Origin of the sequence: Streptomyces iakyrus (genome assembly GCF_000717055.1) — a bacterium.
Classification (GTDB): domain Bacteria; phylum Actinomycetota; class Actinomycetes; order Streptomycetales; family Streptomycetaceae; genus Streptomyces; species Streptomyces iakyrus.
In genome coordinates this window covers 69,166-92,111 of sequence record NZ_JNXI01000035.1, presented here as the reverse complement: position 1 = coordinate 92,111, position 22,946 = coordinate 69,166, and the positions used below count along the sequence as shown (strand labels likewise).

The following is a 22,946-nucleotide window of genomic DNA, read 5'->3' as shown; positions in this document are numbered from 1 at the left end:
CTGATCTCCGGCATGCCCACCGCCCGGCTGCGGGCCCGGCTTGTGTCGATGGCGGCCGAACTCGGCATCACCATCGTCGCCGTCGACCCCGCCTACACCTCAACGGACGGCACCGCCCCCTGCTCACCGGAGTGATGAGCAGGGGCATCGGACCGTCCAGGCCGGCTCCGTGGCCCCGGGGCGTGAGGAACCCCGCCCCCGCATTCCCGGACCACGGACACGATCCGTGCACGCCGGATACGGAGCGAAAGCGGGCAACCAGGACACCCAACACCGTTCGGGATGTCCAGCTGAGCATGAGCCCTGGCAACAGGACTCACTCCCGCTCAGTCTCTAGGAACGGTCAGACGAGGGGCAGCAGCATGATGACGTCCTCGCGGTCGTCCCCCGGTGCCACCCGGATCGCCCCGGGGATCCGCCCGACCTCCTTGTAGCCGCAGGCCTCGTAGAACCGCTCAAGACCGAGTCCGCCCCGGCAGGTCAGCCGGATCGCCTCGATCCCGTCCATCGCGCGGGCCGTGTCCGCGGCGGCGCGCAGCAGCTCCCGCCCCCAGCCCTTGCCCTGGTGCCTCGGGTGCACCATCACCGTGTACAGCCACAGCCAGTGCGTCATCAGGTGGTGCGTGTTGAAGGTCAGGAAGGCGGTCGCCGCGACCCGCCCCTCCTCGTCGTGCCCGACGAGCAGCTTGACCCGGCCGTCGGCCATCGCCGCGAAGTGCTGCACCAGTGCGGGGCGGATCTCCTCCCGCGTCACCGGCGGCACGTACCCGACGGCCCCTCCGGCGTTGGAGACGTCGGTCCACAGATCGAGCAGACCGTCACGCAGCGCGGGGGTGACGGCGGGTTCGAGCGTGAGGGTAAGGGGCATGCCGCAATGGTAGCCATTACGACAGGGCGCCGGCCGCCACCTTCAGATCCGATACCAGCCCCCGGTACGCCGCCTCCCGGTCGTCCGACCGCAGCACGGAGGAGGGGTGCACGGTCGGCACCAGCCGCTCCGGCCGCCCGTGGATCTCCTCCTCCAGCACCGTCCCACGCACCTGGGTGACCCGGAAGGAGGACCCGAGCAGCGCCTTCCCTGCGGTGGCCCCCAGCACGACGATCAGCTCCGGCTCCACGACCGCGAGCTCCGCGGCCAGCCAGGGCCCGCAGGCGGTCATCTCCCGCAGGTTCGGAGCCTTGTGGATCCGCCGCTTGCGGGGTTCGGCCTGCGTGAACTTGAAGTGCTTCACGGCGTTGGTGACATAGGCCTCGGAGGGGTGGATGCCTGCCTCCTCCAGGGCCCGGTCCAGCAGCTTCCCGGCAGGCCCCACGAACGGCTTCCCCTGCCGGTCCTCCTGATCCCCGGGCTGCTCCCCCACGAGCATGACCCGGGCGTCCTGGTCCCCGGCCCCGAACACGGTCTGGGTGGCGTCCCGGTGCAAGGGACACCCCTGACACTCGGCAGCGGCCCGCCGCAGAGCGGGCAACCCACCCCGGTCAGGAACAAAGGGTTCAGCGGTATAGGCGTCTTCAGGCGCCCCGGTGGCAACCATGCCGGCCGAGTACCCCCCTCAGGGGCCGCGGGACCCCATCGAAATGCGGCTCCGCCGCGTGGGCGCGAACAACCCCCACGCACCGGCACCCGCCGTCACACCCGCATCGGCTGCGGCGATTCGCGACGCTCAGGGTCAGGACCCTCGTACTCCCGGATGATCTCGTACCTGGTGTTCCGCTCCACAGGCCGGAACCCGGCATCCCGAATCAGATCGAGCAGATCCTCACGCGTCAGCTTGTTCGGCGTTCCATAGTTGTCCGCGTCATGAGTGATCTTGTACTCGACGACCGAACCGTCCATGTCGTCCGCCCCGTGCTGAAGCGCCAGCTGAGCCGTCTGCACCCCGTGCATCACCCAGAACACCTTCACGTGCGGCACGTTGTCGAACAGCAACCGCGACACCGCGAAGGTCTTCAGCGCCTCCGCCCCCGTCGCCATCTGCGTCCGTGCCTGGAGGCGATTGCGCACCTTGCCGTCCTGCATGTCGACGAAGTCGTGCTGGTACCGCAGCGGAATGAAGACCTGGAAGCCACCGGTCTCGTCCTGCAGCTCACGCAGCCGCAGCACGTGGTCGACGCGGTGGCGCGGCTCCTCGATGTGCCCGTACAGCATCGTGCACGGGGTCTTCAGACCCTTCTCGTGCGCGAGCCGGTGGATCCGGGACCAGTCCTCCCAGTGGGTCCGGTGGTCCACGATGTGCTGCCGGACCTCCCAGTCGAAGATCTCGGCGCCACCGCCGGTCAGGGACTCCAGGCCGGCGTCGATCAGCTCGTCGAGGATCTCCGACGCGCTCATCCCCGAGATGGTCTCGAAGTGGTGGATCTCCGTGGCCGTGAACGCCTTCAGCGAGACGTCCGGCAGCGCCGCCTTCAGCTCCCGCAGCGACCGCGGGTAGTACCGCCACGGCAGGTTCGGGTGCAGCCCGTTGACGATGTGCAGCTCGGTGAGGTTCTCCGACTCCATCGCCTTCGCGAGCTTCACGGCCTCCTCGATGCGCATCGTGTACGCGTCCTTCTCCCCCGGCTTGCGCTGGAAGGAGCAGTACGCGCAGGAGGCCGTGCACACGTTGGTCATGTTGAGGTGCCGGTTGACGTTGAAGTGCACGACGTCGCCGTTCTTGCGGGTGCGCACCTCGTGCGCGAGGCCGCCGAGCCAGGCCAGGTCGTCCGACTCGTACAGCGCGATGCCGTCCTCACGGGTCAGGCGCTCACCCGCCCTGACCTTCTCCTCCAGCTCGCGCTTGAGCCCGAGATCCATGCCCACACCTTTCTACGACGACGTCCCAACCGTACGACTAGGGGTTTACTCCTCTTCGGGCAGCTCCCCGACCCGGTTCTCCCACTTCGTGGAGAGCACGATCGTCGTACGGGTCCGGGAGACGCCCTCGATCCCGCTGAGCCGCCGGATCATCTTCTCCAGGCCGTCGACGTCCGCCGCCCGCACCTTGAGCATGTACGAGTCGTCGCCCGCGATGAACCAGCAGTCCTCGATCTCCGAGAGGTCCTTCAGCCGCTGCGCCACGTCCTCGTGGTCGGTGGCGTCGGAGAGCGAGATGCCGATCAGGGCGGTGACCCCGAGGCCGAGCGAGGCGGCGTCGACGGTGGCCCGGTAGCCGGTGATGACACCGGCGGCCTCCAGCCGGTTGATGCGGTCGGTGACACTGGGTCCCGACAGTCCGACGAGGCGTCCCAGCTCCGCGTAGGAGGCCCGGCCGTTCTCCCTCAGGGCCTGGATGAGCTGCCTGTCCACCGCGTCCATTGCGATCGAAGCCTTCCGCTGAAGTTGTCGTTGAGTCCGATGAGGTTCGGGTACCGCTCAGCCGTCGCGGTGCGCACCGCCGCCGAGTTCACCTTGCCAACGGCGGTAGAGCCGGTGCGGCACGCCCGCAGCGTCGAGTACGCGTCCGGCGACGAAGTCCACCAGGTCCTGGATGTGCGTCGCGCCCGCGTAGAAGGCGGGTGAGGCGGGCACGACCGTCGCGCCCGCGTCGTCGAGGGTGACCAGGTGCCGCAGGGTCTGGCCGTTCAGCGGGGTCTCGCGCACGGCCACGATCAGCTTGCGGCCCTCCTTGAGGGTCACGCTCGCCGCCCGCTGGAGCAGGTCCTTCGACAGGCCGAGCGCGACCCCGGCCACGCTCGCCGTCGAGGCGGGCACGATGAGCATGCCCTTGGTGGGGTACGACCCCGAGGAGGGCCCGGCGGCCAGGTCGCCGGCGCTCCAGTGCCGTACGGCGCCGATGTCGACGGAGAAGGTGTCCGGCTTGCCGTCAGCGCCCCGGGACAGCCATTCCCGCAGGTCGGCCTGCCAGTGGGCGTCCCGGAAGGAGATCCCGGTCTCGTCCAGCAGGGTCAGCCGGGACGCCCGGGACACCACGAGATCGACGCTCTCGCCGGCGTCCAGAAGAGCCCGCAGCACGGCAGCGGCATACGGGGTGCCGGAAGCCCCGGACACCCCTACGATCCAAGGCGTACGCGGCATCTCGCCTGGCTTGACTGGGTTCACAACACCGAGCCTATCCGGCGCCGCAGGGTGGGAACCGGCCAAGGGGTGCGGGCCGTTGCACGGAGGGGACGAGCGAGCACTGGGGGTCGCCATGTCGGATACGCGCGCCGGGTGGTCGAACAGCGACCGTGCGCTGGCCGCGGGCAAGCTGATGCTCGCCTGGGTCGCGCTGCTGTGGCTGCTGGAAGTGGTCGACGTGGCCACGGGCCACGCGCTGGACGGCTTCGGCGTCACCCCGCGCGATCCGTCCGAGCTGGTCGATGTCGTCCCCTCGTCCTTCATCCACTTCGGTTTCGCCCATCTGGCGGCGAACACCGTGCCGCTGTTGGTCCTCGGCTTCCTCGCCGCGCTGGCGGGCCTGCGCCGGTTCCTGCTCGTCTGCGCGCTGATCATCGTCGTGGACGGCCTGGGCGTCTGGCTCATAGCCCCGGCCCAGACCAACACCGCGGGTGCCTCCGGCGTGATCTTCGGCCTCTTCGGCTTCCTCCTGGTCAGCGGCTTCGTCGAGCGTCGCCCCTGGGGCGTCCTGGCGGGCGTCCTGATCGCCGCGGTCTGGGGCGGCTCGATCCTGGCGGGCCTGGCCCCGACCCAGACGGGCGTCAGCTGGCAGGGCCATCTGCTGGGCCTGCTGGCGGGGGTGGCGGCGGCGTTCGTGTTCCGCCGCGGCCCCACGGCCCCGGCCGCGCTCACACGGTGAGGCCACGCACCAACAGGTCCAGCAGCGCGCACACGAACAGGGCGATGCCGATGAAGCCGTTGACGCTGAAGAAGGCGCGGTTCACCCGGGAGAGGTCGTGGGGGCGCACGATCGAGTGCTCGTAGAGGAACGCCCCGGCGACGATCAGCAGGCCCAGCCAGAAGAAGGCACCGGCATCGGTGGCGAGGGCGTACCAGACGAACAGGGCGGTCGTGAGGGCGTGGCAGACGCGGGCGCCCCAGATCGCCGACGGAATGCCGAACCGCGCCGGGACGGACATGACGCCGATCTCACGGTCGGTCTCCACGTCCTGGCAGGCGTAGATGAGGTCGAAGCCACCGATCCAGATCCCGACGGCGAGACCGAGGATCACCGCGTCCCAGGACCAGGAGCCCGAGATCGCCAGCCAGCCGCCGACCGGGCCCATGGCCTGGGCGAGGCCGAGGATGGCCTGCGGGAAGTTCGTGAACCGCTTGCCGTACGGGTAGACCACCATCGGGATCACCGCGATGGGGGCCAGCGCCAGGCACAGGGGGTTCAGCAGGGCGGCGGCACCCAGGAAGACGGCCAGGGCGATCAGCGCGCCCGTCCAGGCGTGCTTCACCGACATCGCGCCGGTCACCAGCTCGCGCTGCGCCGTGCGCGGATTGCGCGCGTCGATCTCCCGGTCGATGATCCGGTTGACCGCCATCGCGAACGTGCGCAGCCCCACCATGCAGACGGTGACCAGCAGCAGCTTGCCCCAGTGGATGTTCTTGTCCCACTGGAACATCGCGGTGAGCGCGGCGATGTAGGCGAAGGGCAGCGCGAAGACCGAGTGCTCGATCATCACAAGACGCAGGAAGGCCTTGGTGCGTCCCGGCTGGGGGATGGCGGCGGAAGCGGAGGTCACAGCCCGTACTCCTTCCAGCGGCGGTCCACCTTCGCCGCCGTCTCCGGGTCCGACTCGACCATGTCCGGCCAGCCGCCGTCGCGGGTGTACCCCTCCTCGGGCCACTTCTTCGTCGCGTCGATGCCGGCCTTGCCGCCCCAGAACTGCTGGTAGGAGGCGTGGTCGAGGTGGTCGACGGGGCCCTCGACGATGCTCAGGTCCCGGGCGTAGTCCGTGTTGCCCAGGGCCCGCCAGGCGACCTCGTGCAGATCGTGCACGTCGCAGTCCGAGTCGACGACCACGATCAGCTTGGTCAGCGACATCATGTGCGCGCCCCAGATCGCGTGCATGACCTTCTGCGCGTGCTTGGGGTACTTCTTGTCGATCGAGACGATCGCGCAGTTGTGGAAGCCGCCCGCCTCCGGCAGGTGGTAGTCCACGATGTCCGGCACGATGATCTTCAGCAGCGGCAGGAAGAAGCGTTCCGTCGCGCGGCCCAGCGGCCCGTCCTCCGTCGGCGGGCGGCCCACGACGATCGACTGGAGCAGCGGCCGCTTCCGCATCGTGACGCAGTCGATCTTCAGTGCCGGGAAGGGCTCCTGCGGCGTGTAGAAGCCGGTGTGGTCGCCGAACGGCCCCTCGGGCAGCATCTCGCCCGGCTCCAGCCAGCCCTCGATCACGACCTCGGCCTGCGCCGGCACCTGGAGCGGCACGGTCTTGCAGTCGACCATCTCGATCCGCTTGCCCGCGAGGAACCCGGCGAACAAGTACTCGTCGATGTCCCCGGGCAGCGGGGCGGTCGAGGCGTACGTCACGGCGGGCGGACAGCCGAAGGCGATCGCGACGGGCAGCCGCTCGCCCCGGCGCGCGGCCACCTGGTAGTGGTTCCGGCTGTCCTTGTGGATCTGCCAGTGCATGCCGATGGTGCGCTTGTCGTGCCGCTGGAGCCGGTACAGCCCGAGGTTGCGGACGCCGCTCTCCGGGTCCTTGGTGTGGGTCAGCCCCAGGTTGAAGAACGACCCGCCGTCCTTCGGCCAGGTGAAGAGGGCGGGCAGCTGGTCGAGGTCGACGTCGTCCCCGGTCAGGACGACCTCCTGGACCGGTCCGTCCTTCACCTTCTTCGGCGGCACGTGCGTCATCGCGCCGAGCTTGCCGAAGGCCTCCCGGACGCCGACGAAGCCGTGCGGCAGCTCGGGCTTGAGCAGCCCGCCGATCCGCTCGGAGATCTCGGCGTACGACTTGAGGCCCAGGGCCTTCAGCAGCCGCCGGTCCGTGCCGAACACGTTCATCGCGAGGGGCATGCTCGACCCGCGGACGTTCTCGAAGAGCAGGGCGGGGCCGCCGGACTTCTGCACCCGGTCGACGATCTCCCCGACCTCCAGGTACGGGTCCACCTCGGCCTTGATGCGCTTGAGGTCGCCCTCGCGCTCCAGCGCCCTGAGCAGGGAGCGAAGATCGTCGTAAGCCATGGGGTCCAGTATCCCCGAGCCGCTACCCTGGCCTGGAACCGCCCACCCGCTTTCGCTGAGAGGCCGCATGCTCCGGGTACTGATGTTCCTCGTGCCGCTGGCGCTCAGCGTGTACGCGTTCATCGACTGCATCAGCACGAAGGACGACGAGATCCGTCACATGCCCAAGCCGCTGTGGGCGATCCTTGTCCTGCTGTTTCCGCTCGTCGGGTCGATCTCCTGGCTCATCGCCGGCAAGAAGCGGGTGCCGGCGGCGGAGCGTCCCCGGAAGTGGGTGGCGCCGGATGACAATCCCGACTTCCTGAAGTCGCTCGACCAGGACAAGGACGAGGACCCCAAGCGGGACGAGCCGTGATCGTCAGAGAGCGGCCGTGAACGCCGACCAGGCGGAGCGGCCCACGACCAGGACCGGCCCGTCAGGGTTCTTGCTGTCGCGCACGGGGACGGCTTCGGGGAAACCGGGGGCTATTTCTATGCAGTTGCCGCCGTTGGCGTCGCTGTAGCTGCTCCTGATCCAGGTCAGCGAGTTCCCGTCCATGATGCGCGTACCTCTCCATCGTCTCGTGGATCAGAGCGGCGGACTGGGGAGCTGACAGGGCGTCCGCCCTGAGCACATCATAGGTGTGGCTATGGCGCGCGAAGAGGGCCGGATCGTCGTTGAAATGGCCGCGATCCAGCGATTCCGAGTAGACCCAGTCGTGCCCGTCGGGCAGCTTGATCAGCGACATGGAACCACTGGGGCGGAACAGGCCGAGGCGCGAGGCAGGCGCGACCTGGATCCGGATATTGGGCCGCCGTCCGACGTCGAGCAAGTGCGCGCACTGGTCCCTCATCACGGCCGGGCTGCCGATCACGTTGCGCAGGCAGCTCTCGTCGAGGACGACGAGGTACAGAGGGCCGCCCTCCGCCAGGAAACGCTGCTGGCGACTCAGTCGCGCCCGCACGCGCTCCTCCAGTTCCTCGCCGCTCACCAGCAGGGAGAACAGCGACTGCGCATAATCCGCCGTCTGCAACAAGCCCGGCATCACCCGCTCCTGGTACTCCCGGAGGGAGACGGCCACCTCGTCCATCTCCGCCCGCCGCCGGAACCAGTCCGGATGCTCCACCTGCGGATACCAGTCGATCCGGGCCCACAGCCGCACCAACACCCCACCCGTGCCCAACAGTTCGTCACAGGTCTTGGCGAACGTGTCCTGCGGAACCCTCGTACCGCCCTCGACCCGCGCCACGTGCGAGCGGTCGCACGGGATCTGTCGGGCCAGGCCCTCCTGCGTGAGCAGCGCGGCCTCGCGGAAGTGCCGCAGGACCTCTCCGAACACCGCCGCCGTACTCGCCCCGCCGTTCCGTCGGCTCACGGCTCCCCCCTCCGTGACAAAGCACCGGTGTCACACGCCAAGCATTGAACCGGACTGTTCCCGTGCGCAACGCTCGATACACCCAGAGTGACGGAGGTGCGCGAAATGGAACCGGGAACGCTCGTCTACGACCCGCAGACGTGCAAGGTCGGCGAGTACCAGGACAGGACCGGCCCGTACGTGATGCTGCGGCCGGTCGGCGGCGGCCGCGAATGGCAGGCGGACCCGGCGAGGATCCGCGAGGCGACACCGGAGGAGCGGCTCAGCGCGGGCGTGCGGGCGCTCAACGACCGTTCCAGGGAGGGCCTGTCGGCCGATCCGGCCCGGCCGCCCTCCCCGGTGCCCGGGTGTGCGGCGTGCGAGGAACTGGCGCTGCGGCGGGACCGCGCACGCGCGGCGTTCGACGGCAGTGCCGTGACGGACGCGAACGTGCTGCTGCGCCAGCACCAACGCGACGAGCACGGCGGGGAAATCACCGGCCGCAGGATCTTCCGGTACGTGCCGTACACGATCGTGCAGGACGCGTCGGCGCAGCCCGAGTACGAGGCGTACTGCGTCTCCGGCGAGGAGCAGGACTGCGGGGCGGGCTCGGGCCCGTGCCAGGCACCCGGCGAGGTGGAGGAGTGGCAGCGCAGGCACACCCAGGAGACGAGGCACCTGCGCTACCGCCGCTGCTTCGCGGACTACGCCGTGCTCGAACAGGTCACGCCCGGTCAGTCGGCGATCAGGGATCCACGTATCTGAATTCCGGGCCGTAGGTCTTGCCGCTGCCGTCGGGCAGGGCGCGCTGCATCAGGAGCTGAGAGGGCTCGACGAGCATCCGCATCCGGGTCACGGCGGCCGCGAGCCTGCTCTGCATCATGGCCGTCGCGGTGGCCTGCCAGGCCTGTTCGAGGAACCTCAGCATCGCGCTGTACTGGAGGTTGACTTCGACCAGCCGCTGCCTCGTCTCGTCGTCCGGTGCCGGCAGGCCCCCGGCTTCCCAGCCGCCTGCCGGGACCTTCCCCATGGGCAGGGCCGAGGGCATCGCTATGGCGTCCCCGGCGAATTCCCACCGGTCGGGGTTCTCCGACGTCCTGACCAGCCTCCGGCCGTGGAACAGTTCCCGGAAAACGTAGAAGTGGGCGAGTTCCCCCTGCTCTCCGGGGTGCGGATTCTCCGGCGAGGCCGCCGTGCCCTCGCCCTGCTCCTTGATGATGCCGATGGCCTTCTCGGCGCCTGCGAGCGAGGTGATCTCCAGCACGTCGTTGCCCTCGCCGTGGTGCGACATGAGCCGGCGTATCTGCTGGGTACCGGTGATCAGCTCCGGATGCTGCCGGAACGCCTCGCCGATCGCCGAGTAGAAGGCCCCGATGGACGTGTGCCCGCTGCTTTCCACCGTGACCGGGTCGTCCGGCTCCTCGATGCGGGAGAAAAGCTCCAGGGAATCCTTGGTCAGTCCGCTCAGGAAGACGTCCAGGTCCGGGCGCACGCCCCCGGGCAGCGGGCCGGGGTATTTCGGTGCCGTGCGGGCGTCGGCGAGGCGGGGCATGCCACCGATCGTCGTCAGCAGATTTCCGGCGAGCCCCAGATGCGACATCTCGTCGAAGACGACGCGGCGAATGGCCTGGGCGACGTCGGATTCCTGGTCCTCGATGGACCACAGGGCGCACAGATACGGCGGAAGCGTCGAGAGTTCCAGCATGACGGCCTGCTGAAGTGCGTCCTTCAACCATTCGGCATCGCGCTGATCCGCACGCGCGTCCATCAATTCGACGATTCTGCTGCTCTGATAGCTGACGAATGTCGCCATGGGACGTCACTTCCCCGCCGTGCTCGTGCACCATCAGAAGGCGCATCTGAGTCTCGCCTTTTGACGCGAAAACCCCGATATGCACGAGCCTACGACGCACCCGAACCGGGCGCAGCCCATCCCGCCCCCTCCGCCATCACCCTTCCGCCGCCCGCCCCGCCGACCGGCCCGAGGTCGATCAGCCAGTCGGAGGCCCGCATGACGTCCGTGTTGTGCTCGATGGTGATGACGGAGTGGCCCGCGTCCACCAGACGTTGCAGGGCGTCCAGCAGCCGGGCCGTGTCCGCGGCGTGCAGGCCCGTCGTCGGTTCGTCGAGGACGTACAGCGTGCGGTCGCTCGCCCTGCGGCCCAACTCCTTCGCCAGCTTCAGGCGCTGGGCCTCGCCGCCGGACAGCGTGGTGGCCGGCTGGCCCAGGGGGAGGTAGCCGAGGCCCACGTCTGCCATGCGGCACAGCCGCCCGGCCACGGCGGGCACGTCCCGGAAGACCTCCAGCGCCTCGTCGACCGTCGCCTCCAGCACCTGGGCGATGTCGTGGCCCGCGTACCGGACGGCGAGCACCTCGGGCCGGAAGCGCCGCCCCCGGCAGCCCGGGCAGCGCACCGGGACCGCGGGCAGGAAGTGCATGCGGACCGTCAGCACACCGGCGCCCTCGCAGCGTTCGCAGCGGTCGCCTGGCCCAGGTGAGGTAGCCGACGCCGACGTCCAGCAGGCGCCGGACCCGCTCCACCAGGTCGGCGACGACCGGCTCCACGAGCAGCCACTCGTCCCCGCCCGACCGCTCGCGCAGGCCGGCCAGCCAGGTGCAGAGGTCGGTCAGCGGCAGCCGGGCGGCCTCGACGACGGTGGTGGCCGTGCACGGTCACCGCCCGGGCCGGGGCGCACAGCCGGGTCCCGCCGCACTCCGCGCAGGGCTGCTTCACCAGACCTTGCTGCTCGGCCCGTTCACGTGCGCCGGTGACGCGGATGCAGTCGTCCATTCCTTCAAGTCTTCGATTTAAGCGCTGTATTGAGACTTGGGGAGGTTCCACCGGCTGTTTCCTGCCGTAACCTTCAAATCGATGACGAACGACCGCCGCCTCCGCCCCGTCGACCTGGCCCGGCTGGCCGGTGTCTCGGCGCAGCAGATCCGCAACTACGAGGACGCCGGGGTGCTCCCGCCGGCCGCGCGGACCGCGTCCGGCTACCGCGTCTTCGGGGAGGCGCACCGCGGTGCGCTGCTGGCGTACCGGGCGCTGATGCGGGGGTACGGGCCGGTGACGGCGGCGGGGATCATGGGGAACCTGCACGCGGGGGACGTCCCGGGCGCGCTCGCGCTGGTCGACGCCGCGCATGCCGCCCTGCACGAGGAGCGGGTGTCCCTGCGGGCGGCGAGCGAGGCCCTGGAACTGCTGGCGCTGGAACCCCCGGCCCCGCTCCCCCGCGCCGGCGGCCTGCGCATCGGCGAGGTGGCCGCGCTGCTGGGCGTGCGGACGTCCGCGCTGCGGGTGTGGGAGGGGGCCGGGCTGCTCACGCCGGGGCGCGAACGCGGGACGGGCTACCGGATCTACGAAACGGCCGACGTGCGCGACGCCCGGCTCGTGCACACCCTGCGCCGCAGCCACTACGTGTTCGACCAGATCAGGCCGGTGCTGGAGGGGCTGCGGCGGGAGGGCAGCAGTGCGGCCCTGCGCGCCGCCGTCGCGGCCCGCGGCCAGGCGCTGACCGCCCGCAGCAGGGTGATGATCGAGGGCGCGGGCGCCCTGCACACGTACCTCGAACGGTCCGGCGCGGCCGCGGCGGCGACAGGACCGACGGCAGACGGGCAGGGATGAGGTCATGGACCAGGCACAGGCACGCACATGGCTGACGACCGCCGTCGAGGAGGCCCGTTCCGGGCTCGCCGAGGGCGGGATCCCGATCGGTGCGGCGCTCTACGGCGCCGACGGCACCCTGCTGGGCCGCGGCCGCAACCGCCGCGTCCAGGACGGCGATCCGTCCCTGCACGCGGAGACCGCCGCCTTCCGCGCGGCCGGGCGGCAGCGCTCCTACCGGGGCACGACGATGGTGACGACCCTGTCCCCGTGCTGGTACTGCTCCGGCCTGGTCCGGCAGTTCGGCATCTCCCGGGTGGTGATCGGCGAGGCGGCCACCTTCCACGGCGGCCACGACTGGCTGGCCGAACACGGTGTGGAGATCCTGCTGTTGGACGACGCCGAGTGCGCCGGGCTGATGCGCGCCTTCATCGCGGAACACCCCGCGCTCTGGCACGAGGACATCGGCGTCAACTGAGCGCACGGGGGCAAGCCCCGTATCGCAGTTCGACATGCCATCCGTTCTCCTGAAATCCGGCGACTCGCGGTGTGGCCGGTAGCCGAGCCCGGCATTCCCTTGATCGGGTCTGTCCCATCTGCGAACGGAGACGCCCCGTGCGAATGACCGACATCCAACGCTGCATGGTCCGGCCTGGACGACTCGTCGAATGGACACTCAGTCCGGCGACCGTCGCTACGGCGAAGGCCCTCCCGGAGGACTCAAGGCCGCCCGCCTACATCCAGGAGTCACATCTGCGGACGGCGCGGTCGGTGCGGGAGGACGGGCTGTTCGTGCCGACCTGGCTCGGCGCGGCCTTCGACCTCCCGGGCCGGGCCGACCTGGACGCCCTCGGCGAGGCGCTGCGCGGCTGGACGCTGCGGCACGAGACGCTGCGCAGCGGCTTCCGCTGGGCGGGCGGCCCGGGCGACTCGATCCGCCGCTTCACCCTCGACCCGGCCTCGGTCTCCCTGCACCGCGAGGACGCCGGGGAGTTCACCGACCCGGCGGCTCTGGCCCAGCACCTCCAGGACCGCTTCGACACCACCGCCGACGCACTGCGCTGGCCGAACCTCATCTACACGGCCGTCGTCCGGGACGACAGCACCAGCGTGTACATGGCCTTCGACCACAGCAACGTCGACGCGTTCTCCATCTACCGCATCCCCGCGGAGATCCAGGAGCTGTACACCGCTCATCTCACCGGCCGCGCCCCGGAGCAGGCCCCGGTCTCCAGCTACGTCGACTTCTGCGAGGCCGAGCGGGCGGACGCCGACCGGATCGACGCGGACCACGAGATCGTCGCCCGCTGGCGGGAGTTCATCCGGCGCTGCGACGGGCGGCTGCCGAGCTTCCCCGTCGACCTCGGGCTCGATCCCGGGGACGGTCTGCCGACGCAGAAGCTCATGCGCGAGATGCTCGTCGACGCCGATGCCGCCGCCGGCTTCGAGGCGTACTGCCGCCCCTACGGCGGTTCTCTGGTCGGGGTCCTGGCGGCGACCGCCCTGATCGTCCACGAGATCGGCGGTGAGCCCGTCTACCGGACGGTGGTCCCCTTCCACACCCGGGCGAAGTCCGCGTACTCGGACTCGGTGGGCTGGTACGTCGGCGGCGCGCCGATCGAGGTGCCCGTCGCCCAGGCGCCCGACTTCCCCGCCGCGCTGAAGACCGTACGCACCGCGCTGCACGCCACCCGGCCGCTGGCCCGCATGCCGCTGGCGAGGGTGCTGCGGCTGCTCGGCGCGGACTTCCGGCCGACGTCCCCCGACATGTACTCGATCGTGTCGTTCGCCGACGCCCGCGGCATCCCCGAGTCCACGAGCTGGGCCGAGCGCAACGCCTACGGTCTGATCCGGGTGTCGTACGGCGACCAGGTCTGCGCCTGGGTCACCCGGCTCCACGAGGGCCTGTGGTTCGCGGCCCGCTACCCGGACACCGATGTTGCGCACAAGAACCTGCGGCTGTACGCCGACCGGCTGCGCGACATCATCGTGTCGGTCGCGGACCACGCTCCCGCTCCACGGCGGTGAGTGCCCCGGCGGTGCCTACACGCCCGCGTAGGAGTGCTTGCCGGAGACGAAGATGTTCACGCCGTAGTAGTTGAACAGCCAGCAGCCGAAGGCGATGAGGGCCAGGTAGGCGGCCTTGCGGCCCTTCCAGCCGGCGGTGGCGCGGGCGTGCAGGTAGCCGGCGTAGGCGACCCAGGTGATGAAGGACCAGGTCTCCTTGGGGTCCCATCCCCAGTAGCGGCCCCAGGCGTCGCCGGCCCAGATGGCGCCCGCGATGATCGTGAACGTCCACAGCGGGAAGACGGCCGCGTTGACGCGGTAGGAGAACTTGTCGAGGGAGGCGGCGGAGGGCAGCCGCTCCAGGACGGAGGTCGCGAAGGTGCCGGGCGTGCCGCCGCTCGCGAGCTTGCTCTCGTAGGAGTCCTTGAACAGGTACAGGATCGTGCCGACCGCGCCGACGTAGAAGACCGCGCCGCAGAAGATCGCCGTCGAGACGTGGATGTACAGCCAGTACGAGTGCAGGGCCGGGACCAGCTGGTCGCTGGCGGTGTAGAGGACCGTGACCGCCAGGCCCAGGTCGAGCAGGACCGAGGTGATCAGGAACAGGCCGAGCCAGCGCACGTTCTTCTTCAGCGCCAGCAGTCCGAGGTACACGCCGACCGCGACCGTGGAGAACGTGATGTTGAACTCGTACATGTTGCCCCACGGGGCGCGCTCCACGGACAGGGCGCGGGTGAGGACACCGGCGAACTCGACCAGGAAGGCGAGCACCGTCAGGGAGATGGCGATCCGGCCGTACAGGTCGCCCTGCTCGTCCCCGCCGTGCGCCCCGGGGCCGTCCGGCACGTCGCGCCGGCCGGCCGCGGCCCGCACGGTGACCTTCGGCCGCTCCAGCACGGCGGTGCCGCCGGCCTGGTTCACGGTGACGGCCGGGGCCTTCTTGGCGTCCGGCTTGGTGGTGAGCGCGGCGGCGGTCCGGGCGACCTTGCTGCGGCTGCCGAAGAGCCATTCGGCGATGTACGCGAAAAAGGCCAGGGTGTAGACGGCCATCGCGGAGTAGATCAGCACGTTGCTGATCTGCGCGAGGTTTTCGTTGGTGGCGGCGGCGAGAGTCACTGCTTCTCAGCCCCTTCGGCAGGTACGGGGGGTTCGGTACCCGGCTCCTGATCGGGGTCGGGGGAATCTGCGGGGTCGTCCGGGCCGGGGGCACCCGGGGCCTGCTCGTAGAGGTCGCCGGCGAGGTGGCCCAGTTCCTCGGGGACCTTGGCGGACTCACTGCGGCCGAGGCCGGCCATCTCGACGACGGTGACGCCGTCGGCGCCCTTGACCGCACGCACCCAGACGCGGCGGCGCTGGATGAACAGGGAGGCGGCGAGGCCGCCGATCGCGGCGAGGGCACCGGCGAGGGCCCAGCCGCTGCCGGGCTGCTGGACGACCTGGAAGCCGGCCCACTCCTTGATGTCCTTGCCGAAGGTGACCGAACCGGCGCCGTTCGGGAGCTTCATGGTCTCGCCGGGCTTCAGCAGCTTCTTGAACAGCTTGCCCTGGGAGTCCTTGAACTCCTTCATGTTGGTGCGGTCCATCTGGTACACGCTCTGCGGGATGCCCGAGTCGGCCCCGAGGTCGCCGTGGTAGGCGGACAGCGCGAGCAGCGGATTGTCCAGCGCCGGGAACTGGGACAGCATCGTGCCGCTGGCGGAGCCGCCGAAGGTCGGCACGAAGAAGGCGTTGAAGCCGAGCTGCTCCTTCTTGCCCTGGGCGTTGCGGTAGCCGTCGAGGACCTTGACGACGCCGGAGGAGGTGACGTTGGCGTCCAGCGGCAGCAGCGGTACGGCGTCGTCGAAGACGACCTTGCCCTTGGCGTCGCGGACGGTGATGACCGGCGCGTAGCCGTGGCTGACGAGGTAGACCTTGGAGTCGCCGATCTCCAGCGGGTGGTTGACCTCGACGGTGTCGTTCTCGTCCTTGCCGTAGGCGCCCGAGCTGTAGGTGATGTCGGCCTTGTAGACGCGCGGGGTGCCCTTGTTGGGGCCGGTGCGCTCGTAGGTGCCGGTGAACTTCTTCAGGTTGAAGCTGAACGGCACCAGGTCGTCGGACGTGAAGAGGTTGCCGGACTTGAAGTCGTCGTACTGGGTGAGGGTGTTGGAGAAGCCGTCGCCCTCGACGACCAGTTTGTTGCCCTCGGACTTGTACAGCTGGCCCCAGGCGAAGGCGGTCAGCATCACGATGAGGGCGATGTGGAAGACGAGGTTGCCCAGCTCGCGCAGGTAGCCCTTCTCGGCGGCGACGGCGTCCCCGGTGAGGTGGGTGCGGAAGCGGCGCTTCTTCAGCAGGGCCAGGGCGGCCTGGTGGACCTGCTCGGGTTCGGCCGTGGTGCGCCAGGTGGTGTGCGCGGGCAGCCGGGTCAGCCGCCGGGGCGCGCCGGGCGGCAGGCCGCGCAGCTGGCCGACGAACTGCCAGGTGCGGGGCACGATGCAGCCGATGAGGGAGACGAACAGCAGGATGTAGATCGCGGAGAACCACACCGAGCTGTAGACGTGGAACAGGCCGAGCTTGTCGTAAAGGTCGCCGAGGGTGGGGTTGCCCTTGCGGAAGTCGGCGACCTTCGTCTCGTCCTGGCCGGACTGCGGGATGAGCGAGCCGGGGATCGCGCCGAGGGAAAGCAGCAGGAGCAGCAGCAGGGCGACCCGCATGGAGGTCAGCTGCCGCCAGAACCAGCGGGCCCAGCCGATGACGCCCAGGGCGGGGAGGCTGGGCGCGTCCTCCTTGGGGGCGGTGGACAGCTGGGAGCCGGCGTCGCCCAGCTCCTGTTCCTCGGCGGCGGAGGGGGCCGGGTCGGAGGCGGTGGTCTTGCTCATCGATCAGATCCCCACAGTGAAGCCGTCGGACCAGACCTGCATCTCCTGCACGATGCGGTCCCACGCGCCGGTCAGCAGGAGCAGACCGGTCACGATCATCATGATGCCGCCGATCCGCATCACCCAGACGTAGTGGCGCTTGATCCAGCCGAAGGCTCCGAGAGCCTTGCGGAAGGCGACCGCGGCGAGCACGAAGGGCACGCCCAGGCCCAGACAGTACGCGATGGTCAGCACGGCACCGCGTCCGGCGCTTGCCTGGTCGATGGCGAGCGCCTGCACGGAGGCGAGGGTCGGGCCGATGCAGGGCGTCCAGCCGATGCCGAACAGCGCGCCGAGCAGGGGCGCTCCGGCCAGCCCGGCCACGGGGCGCCGGTGGAAGCGGAACTCCCGCTGGGTGAGCCAGGGCATCAGGCCCATGAAGAAGACGCCCATGAGGATCATGAGGACGCCGAGCACCTTGGACAGGATCCCCTGCTGCTCCTGGAGCGTCTGGCCGAAGTAGCCGAACAGCGCCCCGCCGGAGACGAACACGGCGGTGAAGCCGACCACGAACAGGGAGGCGCCCGCGACCATCCGGCCGCGCCGGGCCTCGGCGAGGTCGGTGCCGGCGACCCCGGTCACGTAGGACAGGTAGCCGGGCACCAGCGGCAGGACGCACGGCGAGAAGAAGGAGACGAGTCCGCCGAGCAGCGCGATCGGCAGGGCCACCAGCAGGGCGCCGTTGAGCACCGTGCCGTTGGGGTCCGCCACCGCGGCGAGCGTGGTGACTGCGCTCACGTCGCTGCTCCGCTCACTTCTCGGCGACGACGGGCTTGAGCATCTTCAGCAGCCGTTCCTCGCTGAGCGCGGAGAGCGACCGGGCCGCGATCTTGCCGTTCCGGTCGAGGATGAGCGTGGAGGGGATCGCCTGCGGGTTGAGCGTGCCCTTCTTGAAGCGCAGCAGCAGCTTGCCGGTCGGGTCGTAGAGGCTGGGGTAGGTGATGCCCCAGTCCTTCTCGAAGGCGAGGGCCGCGCCGGTGGAGGTGTCCCGGGTGTTGATGCCGACGAACTGCACGCCCTTGCCCGCGTACGCCTTGGAGACCTTCGCGAAGTACTTGGCCTCGGCGCGGCAGGGGTTGCACCAGGAACCCCACACGTTGAGGACGACGACCTCGCCCTTGTAGTCGGCGACGTCGAGGGTCTTGCCCGCGATGGTCTTGCCGGACAGGTCGGGCGCGGGGGTGCGCTCGCCCTTGGCGGCCGTGGCGATGCCGTCGGTGCCGGTGACGAAGTTGGTGTTGCCGCCCCCGCCCGAGGTGCCGCCGGAGCCGCACGCGGAGACGAGCAGCGCGGTCGCGGCGAGACCCGCGGCCAGGGCGGCGCTGCGGCGGACACGGCGGGCGCGCTCGGTGGCACGGGTCGTGCGGTTCGAACGCTGGGGGGCGCTGTCGGCACTCATGTGAAAAGTTTCGCATGCCCGTTCTGGGGGTCTCGCCCACCCCCCTTGCGGGCGGAAAACCGCATTTCAGGCGGCGTTCTGCGAGGCGTCTGCGCTGGGTGTGGAGGCCTTGCCGGTGAACTCCCGCCAGCCACCGGCCGGCTGCTGCCCGACGCCGAGGGTGCGGAGCTTGTCGAGCACCTCGGGCTTCTGCACGTCCAGCCAGTCGGTGAACTGCCGGAAGGAGACGAGACGCACATCCGCGCCCTTCTCCTTCTCCCGGGCGATGTGCTTGAAGGCCTCCTCGACGGCGTCCATGTAGATACCGCCGTTCCACTGCTCGAAGTGGTTGCCGATGAAGAAGGGTGCCCGGTTTGTCTCGTATGCCCGCTTGAATCCCTGGATGTACGCCTGCGCCGACTGCTTGCGCCAGCCCGGGTAGTTGTGGGCGGGTGCCTTCGTGGTCGCGAGGGACTGGTTGGCGAGCATGTTGTAGTCCATCGACAGGACCTCGAAGCCGCGGCCGGGGAAAGGTATCTGCTGGAGGGGCAGGTCCCAGATCCCCTGCTTCTTCGTCGGCCAGACCTGGAGGCCGCCGGGCGAGGAGGCGTCGTAGCGCCAGCCGAGCTCGCGGGCGGTGGGCAGCAGGTTGTCCTGGCCGAGCAGGCAGGGCGTACGGCCGCCGACGAGTTCCTTGTCGTAGTCGAACGGCAGCGACGGCAGGTCGGTCCAGCCGGTGTTGGTGCGCCACTCCTTCACGAAGGACTTGGCCTGGTCGATCTCGCTGCGCCACTGCCGGGGCGTCCAGTTCTTGACCGAGCCGTGGGACTCGCCGCAGAAGTGACCGTTGAAGTGGGTGCCGATCTCGTGGCCCTCCAGCCACGCCCGGCGGACGTTCTCCAGCGTGTCCTTGACGTGCCCGTCGGTGAGGTAACCGATGTCGGAGGCGCCGCGCGGGTTGTTCGGCGGGTTGTACAGGCGCTTCTTTGACTCGGGCAGCAGGTACAGCCCGGAGAGGAAGAAGGTCATGCTCGCGCCGTGCTCCTTGGCCAAATCCAGGAAGCGCGGGAAGAGGCCGTTGCCGACCTCGCCGGCGCCGTCCCAGGAGAACACGACGAACTGCGGCGGAGTCTGCCCCGGTTCCAGCGGCTCGGGCCCCGCGGGCTGGTGGGGCTGCTTGCCGGTGTGGGCGGTGGAGCCGTCGCCGATGGGCCGGGCGGTGGGCTTCGGCTTCGGCTTCGACCCGCCCTGCGCGGAGTCGCCGCCGGAACCGGCGGCGTGGCCGGAGTCGTCCGAGCCCGAGAGCCCACCGCATCCGGCGAGCGAGACGGCGGCGGCGGCTCCCGCGCCGAGTCCGAGCATTTCCCTGCGGGAGAGAGCGCGCATGGCATCCCCGATTCGTCACGTCGTGCTGGTCACCCAGTCAGAGGACGTGAAGAACGGGGAGGTTCCGCTTAATTGCGCAGATTCCGTAACGAAGGAGTCGTAAGCGAGCAGAAGCGGGCGAACACAGAGCGTGGACACGCTCCTGCTGACGCCCACGGAGACCGGCTGAACAGCGGGGCCCCGCGACCTGAGGAGCCGGGTAGGACCGGCCCCGGCGGACGGCTCAGGCCTCGCTGTGAGCCGTCCGCCGGGGCTGTGATTCTCCCGGGCCGCCAGGCCCGTTCCAGCACCGCCCCGTCCGCGGCAGCCCGCACGACTGCCCGCCGCCGCCCGCGAACGGCCGCAGGCCCTCAACGGCCCCGGACACCGGGACCGGGCCCCGTCCGCCGTCGCCCACGCGCGGCCCCGCGCCGGTTCCTGGCCGGAGCCACGGACCCACGGACGCCCGCAGGACGCCGCACGCGCCCCCGGCCGCTTCCGGCCGGTACCCGCCCTCTCGACCCGGTGCCGGCCGCACGGCCCCCGGCTGGGCGGGCCGGTTCCAGCGCCGCCCCGCCCGCGGCAGTGCGCACGGCCTTGAACCTCTCCTCCGACCGCCGGTCCTCGAAGGCCCGGGCACCAGGACTGACCGGGCCGGTCGCGGCCGAGCCCACACGCGGGCCGGCGCCGGTCCCCGGCGGGAGCCACGGACCCACGGACGCCCCGCAGGACGCCGCACGCGCCCCCGGCCGCTTCCGGCCGGTACCCGCCGTCCGGTCGGGAGCCGGGTGCCCCGCGGGGCGGCCGCCCACCCGGGTGGCAGGGGCGGTCGCAGGGACTCGCGCTTCCGCGCGCCTACGCTCCGAACGCCTTGTCCTGGCCCTTCACCGGCTTCGCGCCGGCGAGGAGGTGGGCCGGGACGAGGTCGCGGGCCGGCTCGGTGTAGCCGACGGAGACGATCCGGTCGCCCTGGTACGTGAAGGTCGTCAGCGAGGCGAGCGTGCACTGGCGCCTGCGCGGGTCGTGCCAGAGGCGGCGGCGTTCGACGTAGGACCGGACGATCCAGATGGGCAGCTGGTGACTGACCACGACCGCCTCGTGCCCGCGGGCCTTGTCCTTCGCCGCGCTCAGCGCGCTCATCATGCGGACGACCTGGTCCACGTACGGCTCGCCCCAGGACGGCCGGAACGGGTTGACCAGGTGCTTCCAGTTGCCGGGCTTGCGCAGCGCCCCGTCCCCGACGCCGAACGTCTTGCCCTGGAAGATGTTGTCGGCCTCGATCAGCCGCTCGTCCGTGGCCAGACCGAGCCCGTGCGCCTTCGCGATCGGCTCGGCCGTCTCCTGCGCCCGCTCCAGCGGCGAGGCGACGACGTGTGTCACATCGCGCCCGGACAGGTGCTCCGCGACCCGGTCGGCCATCCGGCGGCCCAGGTCGGACAGGTGGTAGCCGGGGAGACGGCCGTAGAGGATGCCGTCCGGGTTGGCGACCTCGCCGTGCCGCATGAGGTGGACGACGGTGATGTCCTTGTCCGTCACGTCGCTCATGCCGTCGCCTCCGCCGCCGCCCGGGCCGCCGCCGGAAGGGCGTCGGCGATCTTCTGCACGGCCCGCTCGTCGTGCGCGGTGGACACGAACCAGGACTCGAAGGAGGACGGCGGCAGGTAGACGCCGGATCCGAGCAGCGAGTGGAAGAACGCGGTGAAGCGGAAGGACTCCTGCGTCCTGGCGTCCTCGTAGTTCCGCACGGGCCGGTCGGTGAAGAACACGGAGAACATGTTGGAGGCGGTCTGCAGCCGGTGCGCGACACCCTCCTTGGTGAGGGCCTCGGTGACGAGCCCCTGGATCTCCTTCGACACGGCGTCGACCTTGGCGTAGGCGGCGTCGTCGAGGAGCCGCAGCTGGGCGAGCCCGGCGGCGGTGGCGACGGGGTTACCGGACAGGGTGCCCGCCTGGTAGACGGGCCCGGCCGGGGCGAGGTGGGCCATCACGTCCGCGCGCCCGCCGAAGGCCGCCGCGGGGAAGCCGCCGCCCATGACCTTGCCGAAGGTCATCAGGTCCGGGACCACGCCGTCGATGCCGAACCAGCCGGCGCGGCTGGTGCGGAAGCCGGTCATGACCTCGTCGGAGATGTACAGGGCGCCGTTCTCGGAGCAGATGTCCTTCAGGCCCTGGTTGAAGCCCTCGGCGGGCGGTACGACGCCCATGTTGCCCGGGGAGGCCTCGGTGATCACGCAGGCGATCTCGCCGGGGTGGGCCCGGAAGGCCTCGCGCACGGCGTCGAGGTCGTTGTAGGGCAGGACGATGGTGTCGCCGGCCTGGGCGCCGGTGACGCCCGGGGTGTCGGGCAGCGCGAAGGTGGCGACACCGCTGCCGGCCGCGGCGAGCAGCGAGTCGACGTGCCCGTGGTAGCACCCGGCGAACTTGATCACCTTGGTGCGCTGCGTGAACCCGCGCGCGAGCCGGATCGCGGACATGGTCGCCTCGGTCCCGCTGGACACGAGCCGCACCTGCTCCAGCGGCGCGACCCGGGCGGTCATCTCCTCGGCGAGCGCGACCTCGCCCTCACCGGGCGTGCCGAAGGACGTGCCGCGGGAGACGGCGTCCTGTACTGCGGCGATGACCTCGGGGTGGGAGTGCCCGAGGATCATGGGCCCCCAGGAGCAGACGAGGTCGACGTACTCCCTGCCGTCGGCGTCGGTCAGATAGGGGCCGGTGCCGGACACCATGAACCGCGGCGTGCCGCCGACGGCTCGGAAGGCCCGCACCGGTGAGTTCACACCGCCGGGCGTGACGGCCGCCGCGCGGTCGAAAAGAGCCTGCGAGGCCGGTGCTTCATACGGATATGCCAGTTCACTCATGACCTGCGACTTCTCCGACCTTCTCCGACGCTGTCGGGCTCCGGGTGCCAGTGACCTGTTCAGGGTAGGCCAGGGGCGTGGCAGGGCGGGGCACGGGACAACCCGCCCCCCGGTCCCCGTCGTCTGCGAGACTGGACCCTGATACTCACAGCTCAAACGCCCCGGGGTGGTCGGAGGCTGCGGAGATCCTGCGGCCAGATGGTTCGGCGTACGTTTCGGCGGGCGGCCGTGGGGGAGGTCACTGACACGATGATCGGGTTGCGCGGCAGGGGCGACGCGTCCTAGAAAAGCAGTCGGGTGGAGATATGCATCGCGGTGGCGGACTGGGCGAGGGGACTGATGACCTGGGTCCTCGACGTGCCCGGCGGGGAAGGCACCGGCGCGAGGCGGAGGACGCTCAGGAACCGCGTCAGACACAGGGTGTAC

At 70.4% G+C, this 22,946-nt stretch carries 24 protein-coding genes and 1 pseudogene; 7 read left to right on the top strand and 18 right to left on the bottom strand.

From position 1 onward, the window contains the following. Window positions 1–337 (top strand): annotated as a pseudogene (locus OO68_RS48075) (IS200/IS605 family accessory protein TnpB-related protein); the annotation flags it as partial. 6 nt (window positions 338–343) lie between these two features. On the opposite strand, the gene OO68_RS38340 reads toward OO68_RS48075, so the two are convergent. The 5 genes from OO68_RS38340 to OO68_RS38320 form a co-directional block, all read right to left on the bottom strand. Continuing rightward, window positions 344–868, bottom strand: coding sequence for a GNAT family N-acetyltransferase (locus OO68_RS38340; RefSeq protein WP_033314058.1), 525 nt, complete (start codon window positions 866–868; stop codon window positions 344–346). A gap of 16 nt (window positions 869–884) precedes the next feature. Continuing rightward, complete coding sequence (locus tag OO68_RS38335; RefSeq protein ID WP_033314057.1) at window positions 885–1,535, bottom strand: UdgX family uracil-DNA binding protein; 651 nt, start codon at window positions 1,533–1,535, stop codon at window positions 885–887. A 95-nt stretch (window positions 1,536–1,630) separates the two neighbouring features. Then, complete coding sequence (mqnE, locus tag OO68_RS38330; RefSeq protein ID WP_033314056.1) at window positions 1,631–2,794, bottom strand: aminofutalosine synthase MqnE; 1,164 nt, start codon at window positions 2,792–2,794, stop codon at window positions 1,631–1,633. A gap of 45 nt (window positions 2,795–2,839) precedes the next feature. Continuing rightward, window positions 2,840–3,295, bottom strand: a complete 456-nt coding sequence (locus OO68_RS38325; protein WP_033314055.1) for an Lrp/AsnC family transcriptional regulator — start codon at window positions 3,293–3,295, stop codon at window positions 2,840–2,842. A 57-nt stretch (window positions 3,296–3,352) separates the two neighbouring features. Continuing rightward, window positions 3,353–4,015: a UbiX family flavin prenyltransferase gene (locus OO68_RS38320; RefSeq protein ID WP_033314054.1), complete on the bottom strand. Its 663-nt coding sequence runs from the start codon at window positions 4,013–4,015 to the stop codon at window positions 3,353–3,355. A gap of 115 nt (window positions 4,016–4,130) precedes the next feature. Between OO68_RS38320 and OO68_RS38315 the strand changes: the two genes are divergently transcribed. Then, entirely contained in the window at window positions 4,131–4,736 is a 606-nt protein-coding gene (locus OO68_RS38315; protein ID WP_033314053.1) for a rhomboid family intramembrane serine protease, read from the top strand. Here the strand turns inward: OO68_RS38315 and mqnP are convergent. After that, window positions 4,726–5,628 carry a menaquinone biosynthesis prenyltransferase MqnP gene (gene mqnP, locus OO68_RS38310; RefSeq protein WP_033314052.1) on the bottom strand — a complete coding sequence of 301 codons (903 nt, stop codon included), beginning with the start codon at window positions 5,626–5,628 and terminating at the stop codon, window positions 4,726–4,728. The genes OO68_RS38315 and mqnP overlap by 11 nt on opposite strands. Continuing rightward, window positions 5,625–7,076 carry a menaquinone biosynthesis decarboxylase gene (locus OO68_RS38305; RefSeq protein WP_033314050.1) on the bottom strand — a complete coding sequence of 484 codons (1,452 nt, stop codon included), beginning with the start codon at window positions 7,074–7,076 and terminating at the stop codon, window positions 5,625–5,627. Before OO68_RS38305 ends, mqnP begins: the two co-directional genes overlap by 4 nt. Window positions 7,077–7,143: 67 nt before the next feature. Here OO68_RS38305 and OO68_RS38300 point away from each other — a divergent pair, with 67 nt between their 5' ends. Next, entirely contained in the window at window positions 7,144–7,431 is a 288-nt protein-coding gene (locus OO68_RS38300; protein WP_033314049.1) for a PLD nuclease N-terminal domain-containing protein, read from the top strand. A 3-nt stretch (window positions 7,432–7,434) separates the two neighbouring features. Here OO68_RS38300 and OO68_RS48070 read toward each other — a convergent pair whose 3' ends face one another. Together OO68_RS48070 and OO68_RS47250 are read right to left on the bottom strand one after the other, a co-directional pair. Beyond that, window positions 7,435–7,545 (bottom strand): DUF397 domain-containing protein, encoded by a 111-nt coding sequence (locus OO68_RS48070; RefSeq protein WP_245237380.1) that lies wholly within the window; start codon window positions 7,543–7,545, stop codon window positions 7,435–7,437. Next, complete coding sequence (locus tag OO68_RS47250) at window positions 7,493–8,431, bottom strand: helix-turn-helix domain-containing protein (protein ID WP_033314046.1); 939 nt, start codon at window positions 8,429–8,431, stop codon at window positions 7,493–7,495. The genes OO68_RS48070 and OO68_RS47250 overlap by 53 nt, the downstream gene beginning before the upstream one ends. Window positions 8,432–8,536: 105 nt before the next feature. On the opposite strand from OO68_RS47250, the gene OO68_RS48530 reads away from it, so the two are divergent. After that, window positions 8,537–9,175 (top strand): DUF7848 domain-containing protein, encoded by a 639-nt coding sequence (locus OO68_RS48530; RefSeq protein ID WP_051814973.1) that lies wholly within the window; start codon window positions 8,537–8,539, stop codon window positions 9,173–9,175. Here the strand turns inward: OO68_RS48530 and OO68_RS38285 are convergent. Continuing rightward, window positions 9,156–10,223 (bottom strand): ferritin-like domain-containing protein, encoded by a 1,068-nt coding sequence (locus tag OO68_RS38285; protein WP_033314044.1) that lies wholly within the window; start codon window positions 10,221–10,223, stop codon window positions 9,156–9,158. The genes OO68_RS48530 and OO68_RS38285 overlap by 20 nt on opposite strands. Before the next feature lie 89 nt (window positions 10,224–10,312). Beyond that, on the bottom strand, window positions 10,313–10,849 hold the full coding sequence (locus OO68_RS48060) for a hypothetical protein (RefSeq protein ID WP_245237378.1): 537 nt from the start codon (window positions 10,847–10,849) through the stop codon (window positions 10,313–10,315). Between the two features lie 434 nt (window positions 10,850–11,283). On the opposite strand from OO68_RS48060, the gene OO68_RS38275 reads away from it, so the two are divergent. The 3 genes from OO68_RS38275 (at window position 11,284) to OO68_RS38265 (ending at window position 14,043) form a co-directional block, all read left to right on the top strand. After that, complete coding sequence (locus OO68_RS38275) at window positions 11,284–12,036, top strand: MerR family transcriptional regulator (RefSeq protein ID WP_033314042.1); 753 nt, start codon at window positions 11,284–11,286, stop codon at window positions 12,034–12,036. 4 nt (window positions 12,037–12,040) lie between these two features. After that, complete coding sequence (locus OO68_RS38270) at window positions 12,041–12,493, top strand: nucleoside deaminase (protein ID WP_033314041.1); 453 nt, start codon at window positions 12,041–12,043, stop codon at window positions 12,491–12,493. Between the two features lie 137 nt (window positions 12,494–12,630). Continuing rightward, on the top strand, window positions 12,631–14,043 hold the full coding sequence (locus OO68_RS38265; protein WP_033314040.1) for a condensation domain-containing protein: 1,413 nt from the start codon (window positions 12,631–12,633) through the stop codon (window positions 14,041–14,043). A gap of 15 nt (window positions 14,044–14,058) precedes the next feature. On the opposite strand, the gene ccsB is transcribed toward OO68_RS38265, so the two are convergent. The 7 genes from ccsB to hemL form a co-directional block, all read right to left on the bottom strand. After that, entirely contained in the window at window positions 14,059–15,138 is a 1,080-nt protein-coding gene (gene ccsB, locus OO68_RS38260) for a c-type cytochrome biogenesis protein CcsB (RefSeq protein WP_033314039.1), read from the bottom strand. Beyond that, window positions 15,135–16,880: a cytochrome c biogenesis protein ResB gene (gene resB, locus OO68_RS38255; RefSeq protein WP_033314038.1), complete on the bottom strand. Its 1,746-nt coding sequence runs from the start codon at window positions 16,878–16,880 to the stop codon at window positions 15,135–15,137. Before resB ends, ccsB begins: the two co-directional genes overlap by 4 nt. Before the next feature lie 3 nt (window positions 16,881–16,883). Beyond that, window positions 16,884–17,657: a cytochrome c biogenesis CcdA family protein gene (locus tag OO68_RS38250; RefSeq protein WP_033314037.1), complete on the bottom strand. Its 774-nt coding sequence runs from the start codon at window positions 17,655–17,657 to the stop codon at window positions 16,884–16,886. A 13-nt stretch (window positions 17,658–17,670) separates the two neighbouring features. After that, window positions 17,671–18,318, bottom strand: a complete 648-nt coding sequence (locus OO68_RS38245) for a TlpA family protein disulfide reductase (RefSeq protein WP_033314036.1) — start codon at window positions 18,316–18,318, stop codon at window positions 17,671–17,673. A 66-nt stretch (window positions 18,319–18,384) separates the two neighbouring features. Next, window positions 18,385–19,683 (bottom strand): polysaccharide deacetylase family protein, encoded by a 1,299-nt coding sequence (locus OO68_RS38240; protein ID WP_033314035.1) that lies wholly within the window; start codon window positions 19,681–19,683, stop codon window positions 18,385–18,387. 834 nt (window positions 19,684–20,517) lie between these two features. Next, window positions 20,518–21,207 carry a histidine phosphatase family protein gene (locus OO68_RS38235; protein WP_033314034.1) on the bottom strand — a complete coding sequence of 230 codons (690 nt, stop codon included), beginning with the start codon at window positions 21,205–21,207 and terminating at the stop codon, window positions 20,518–20,520. Then, window positions 21,204–22,520, bottom strand: a complete 1,317-nt coding sequence (gene hemL / locus OO68_RS38230) for a glutamate-1-semialdehyde 2,1-aminomutase (RefSeq protein ID WP_033314033.1) — start codon at window positions 22,518–22,520, stop codon at window positions 21,204–21,206. The genes OO68_RS38235 and hemL overlap by 4 nt, the downstream gene beginning before the upstream one ends. Between the last annotated feature and the right edge of the window lie 426 nt (window positions 22,521–22,946).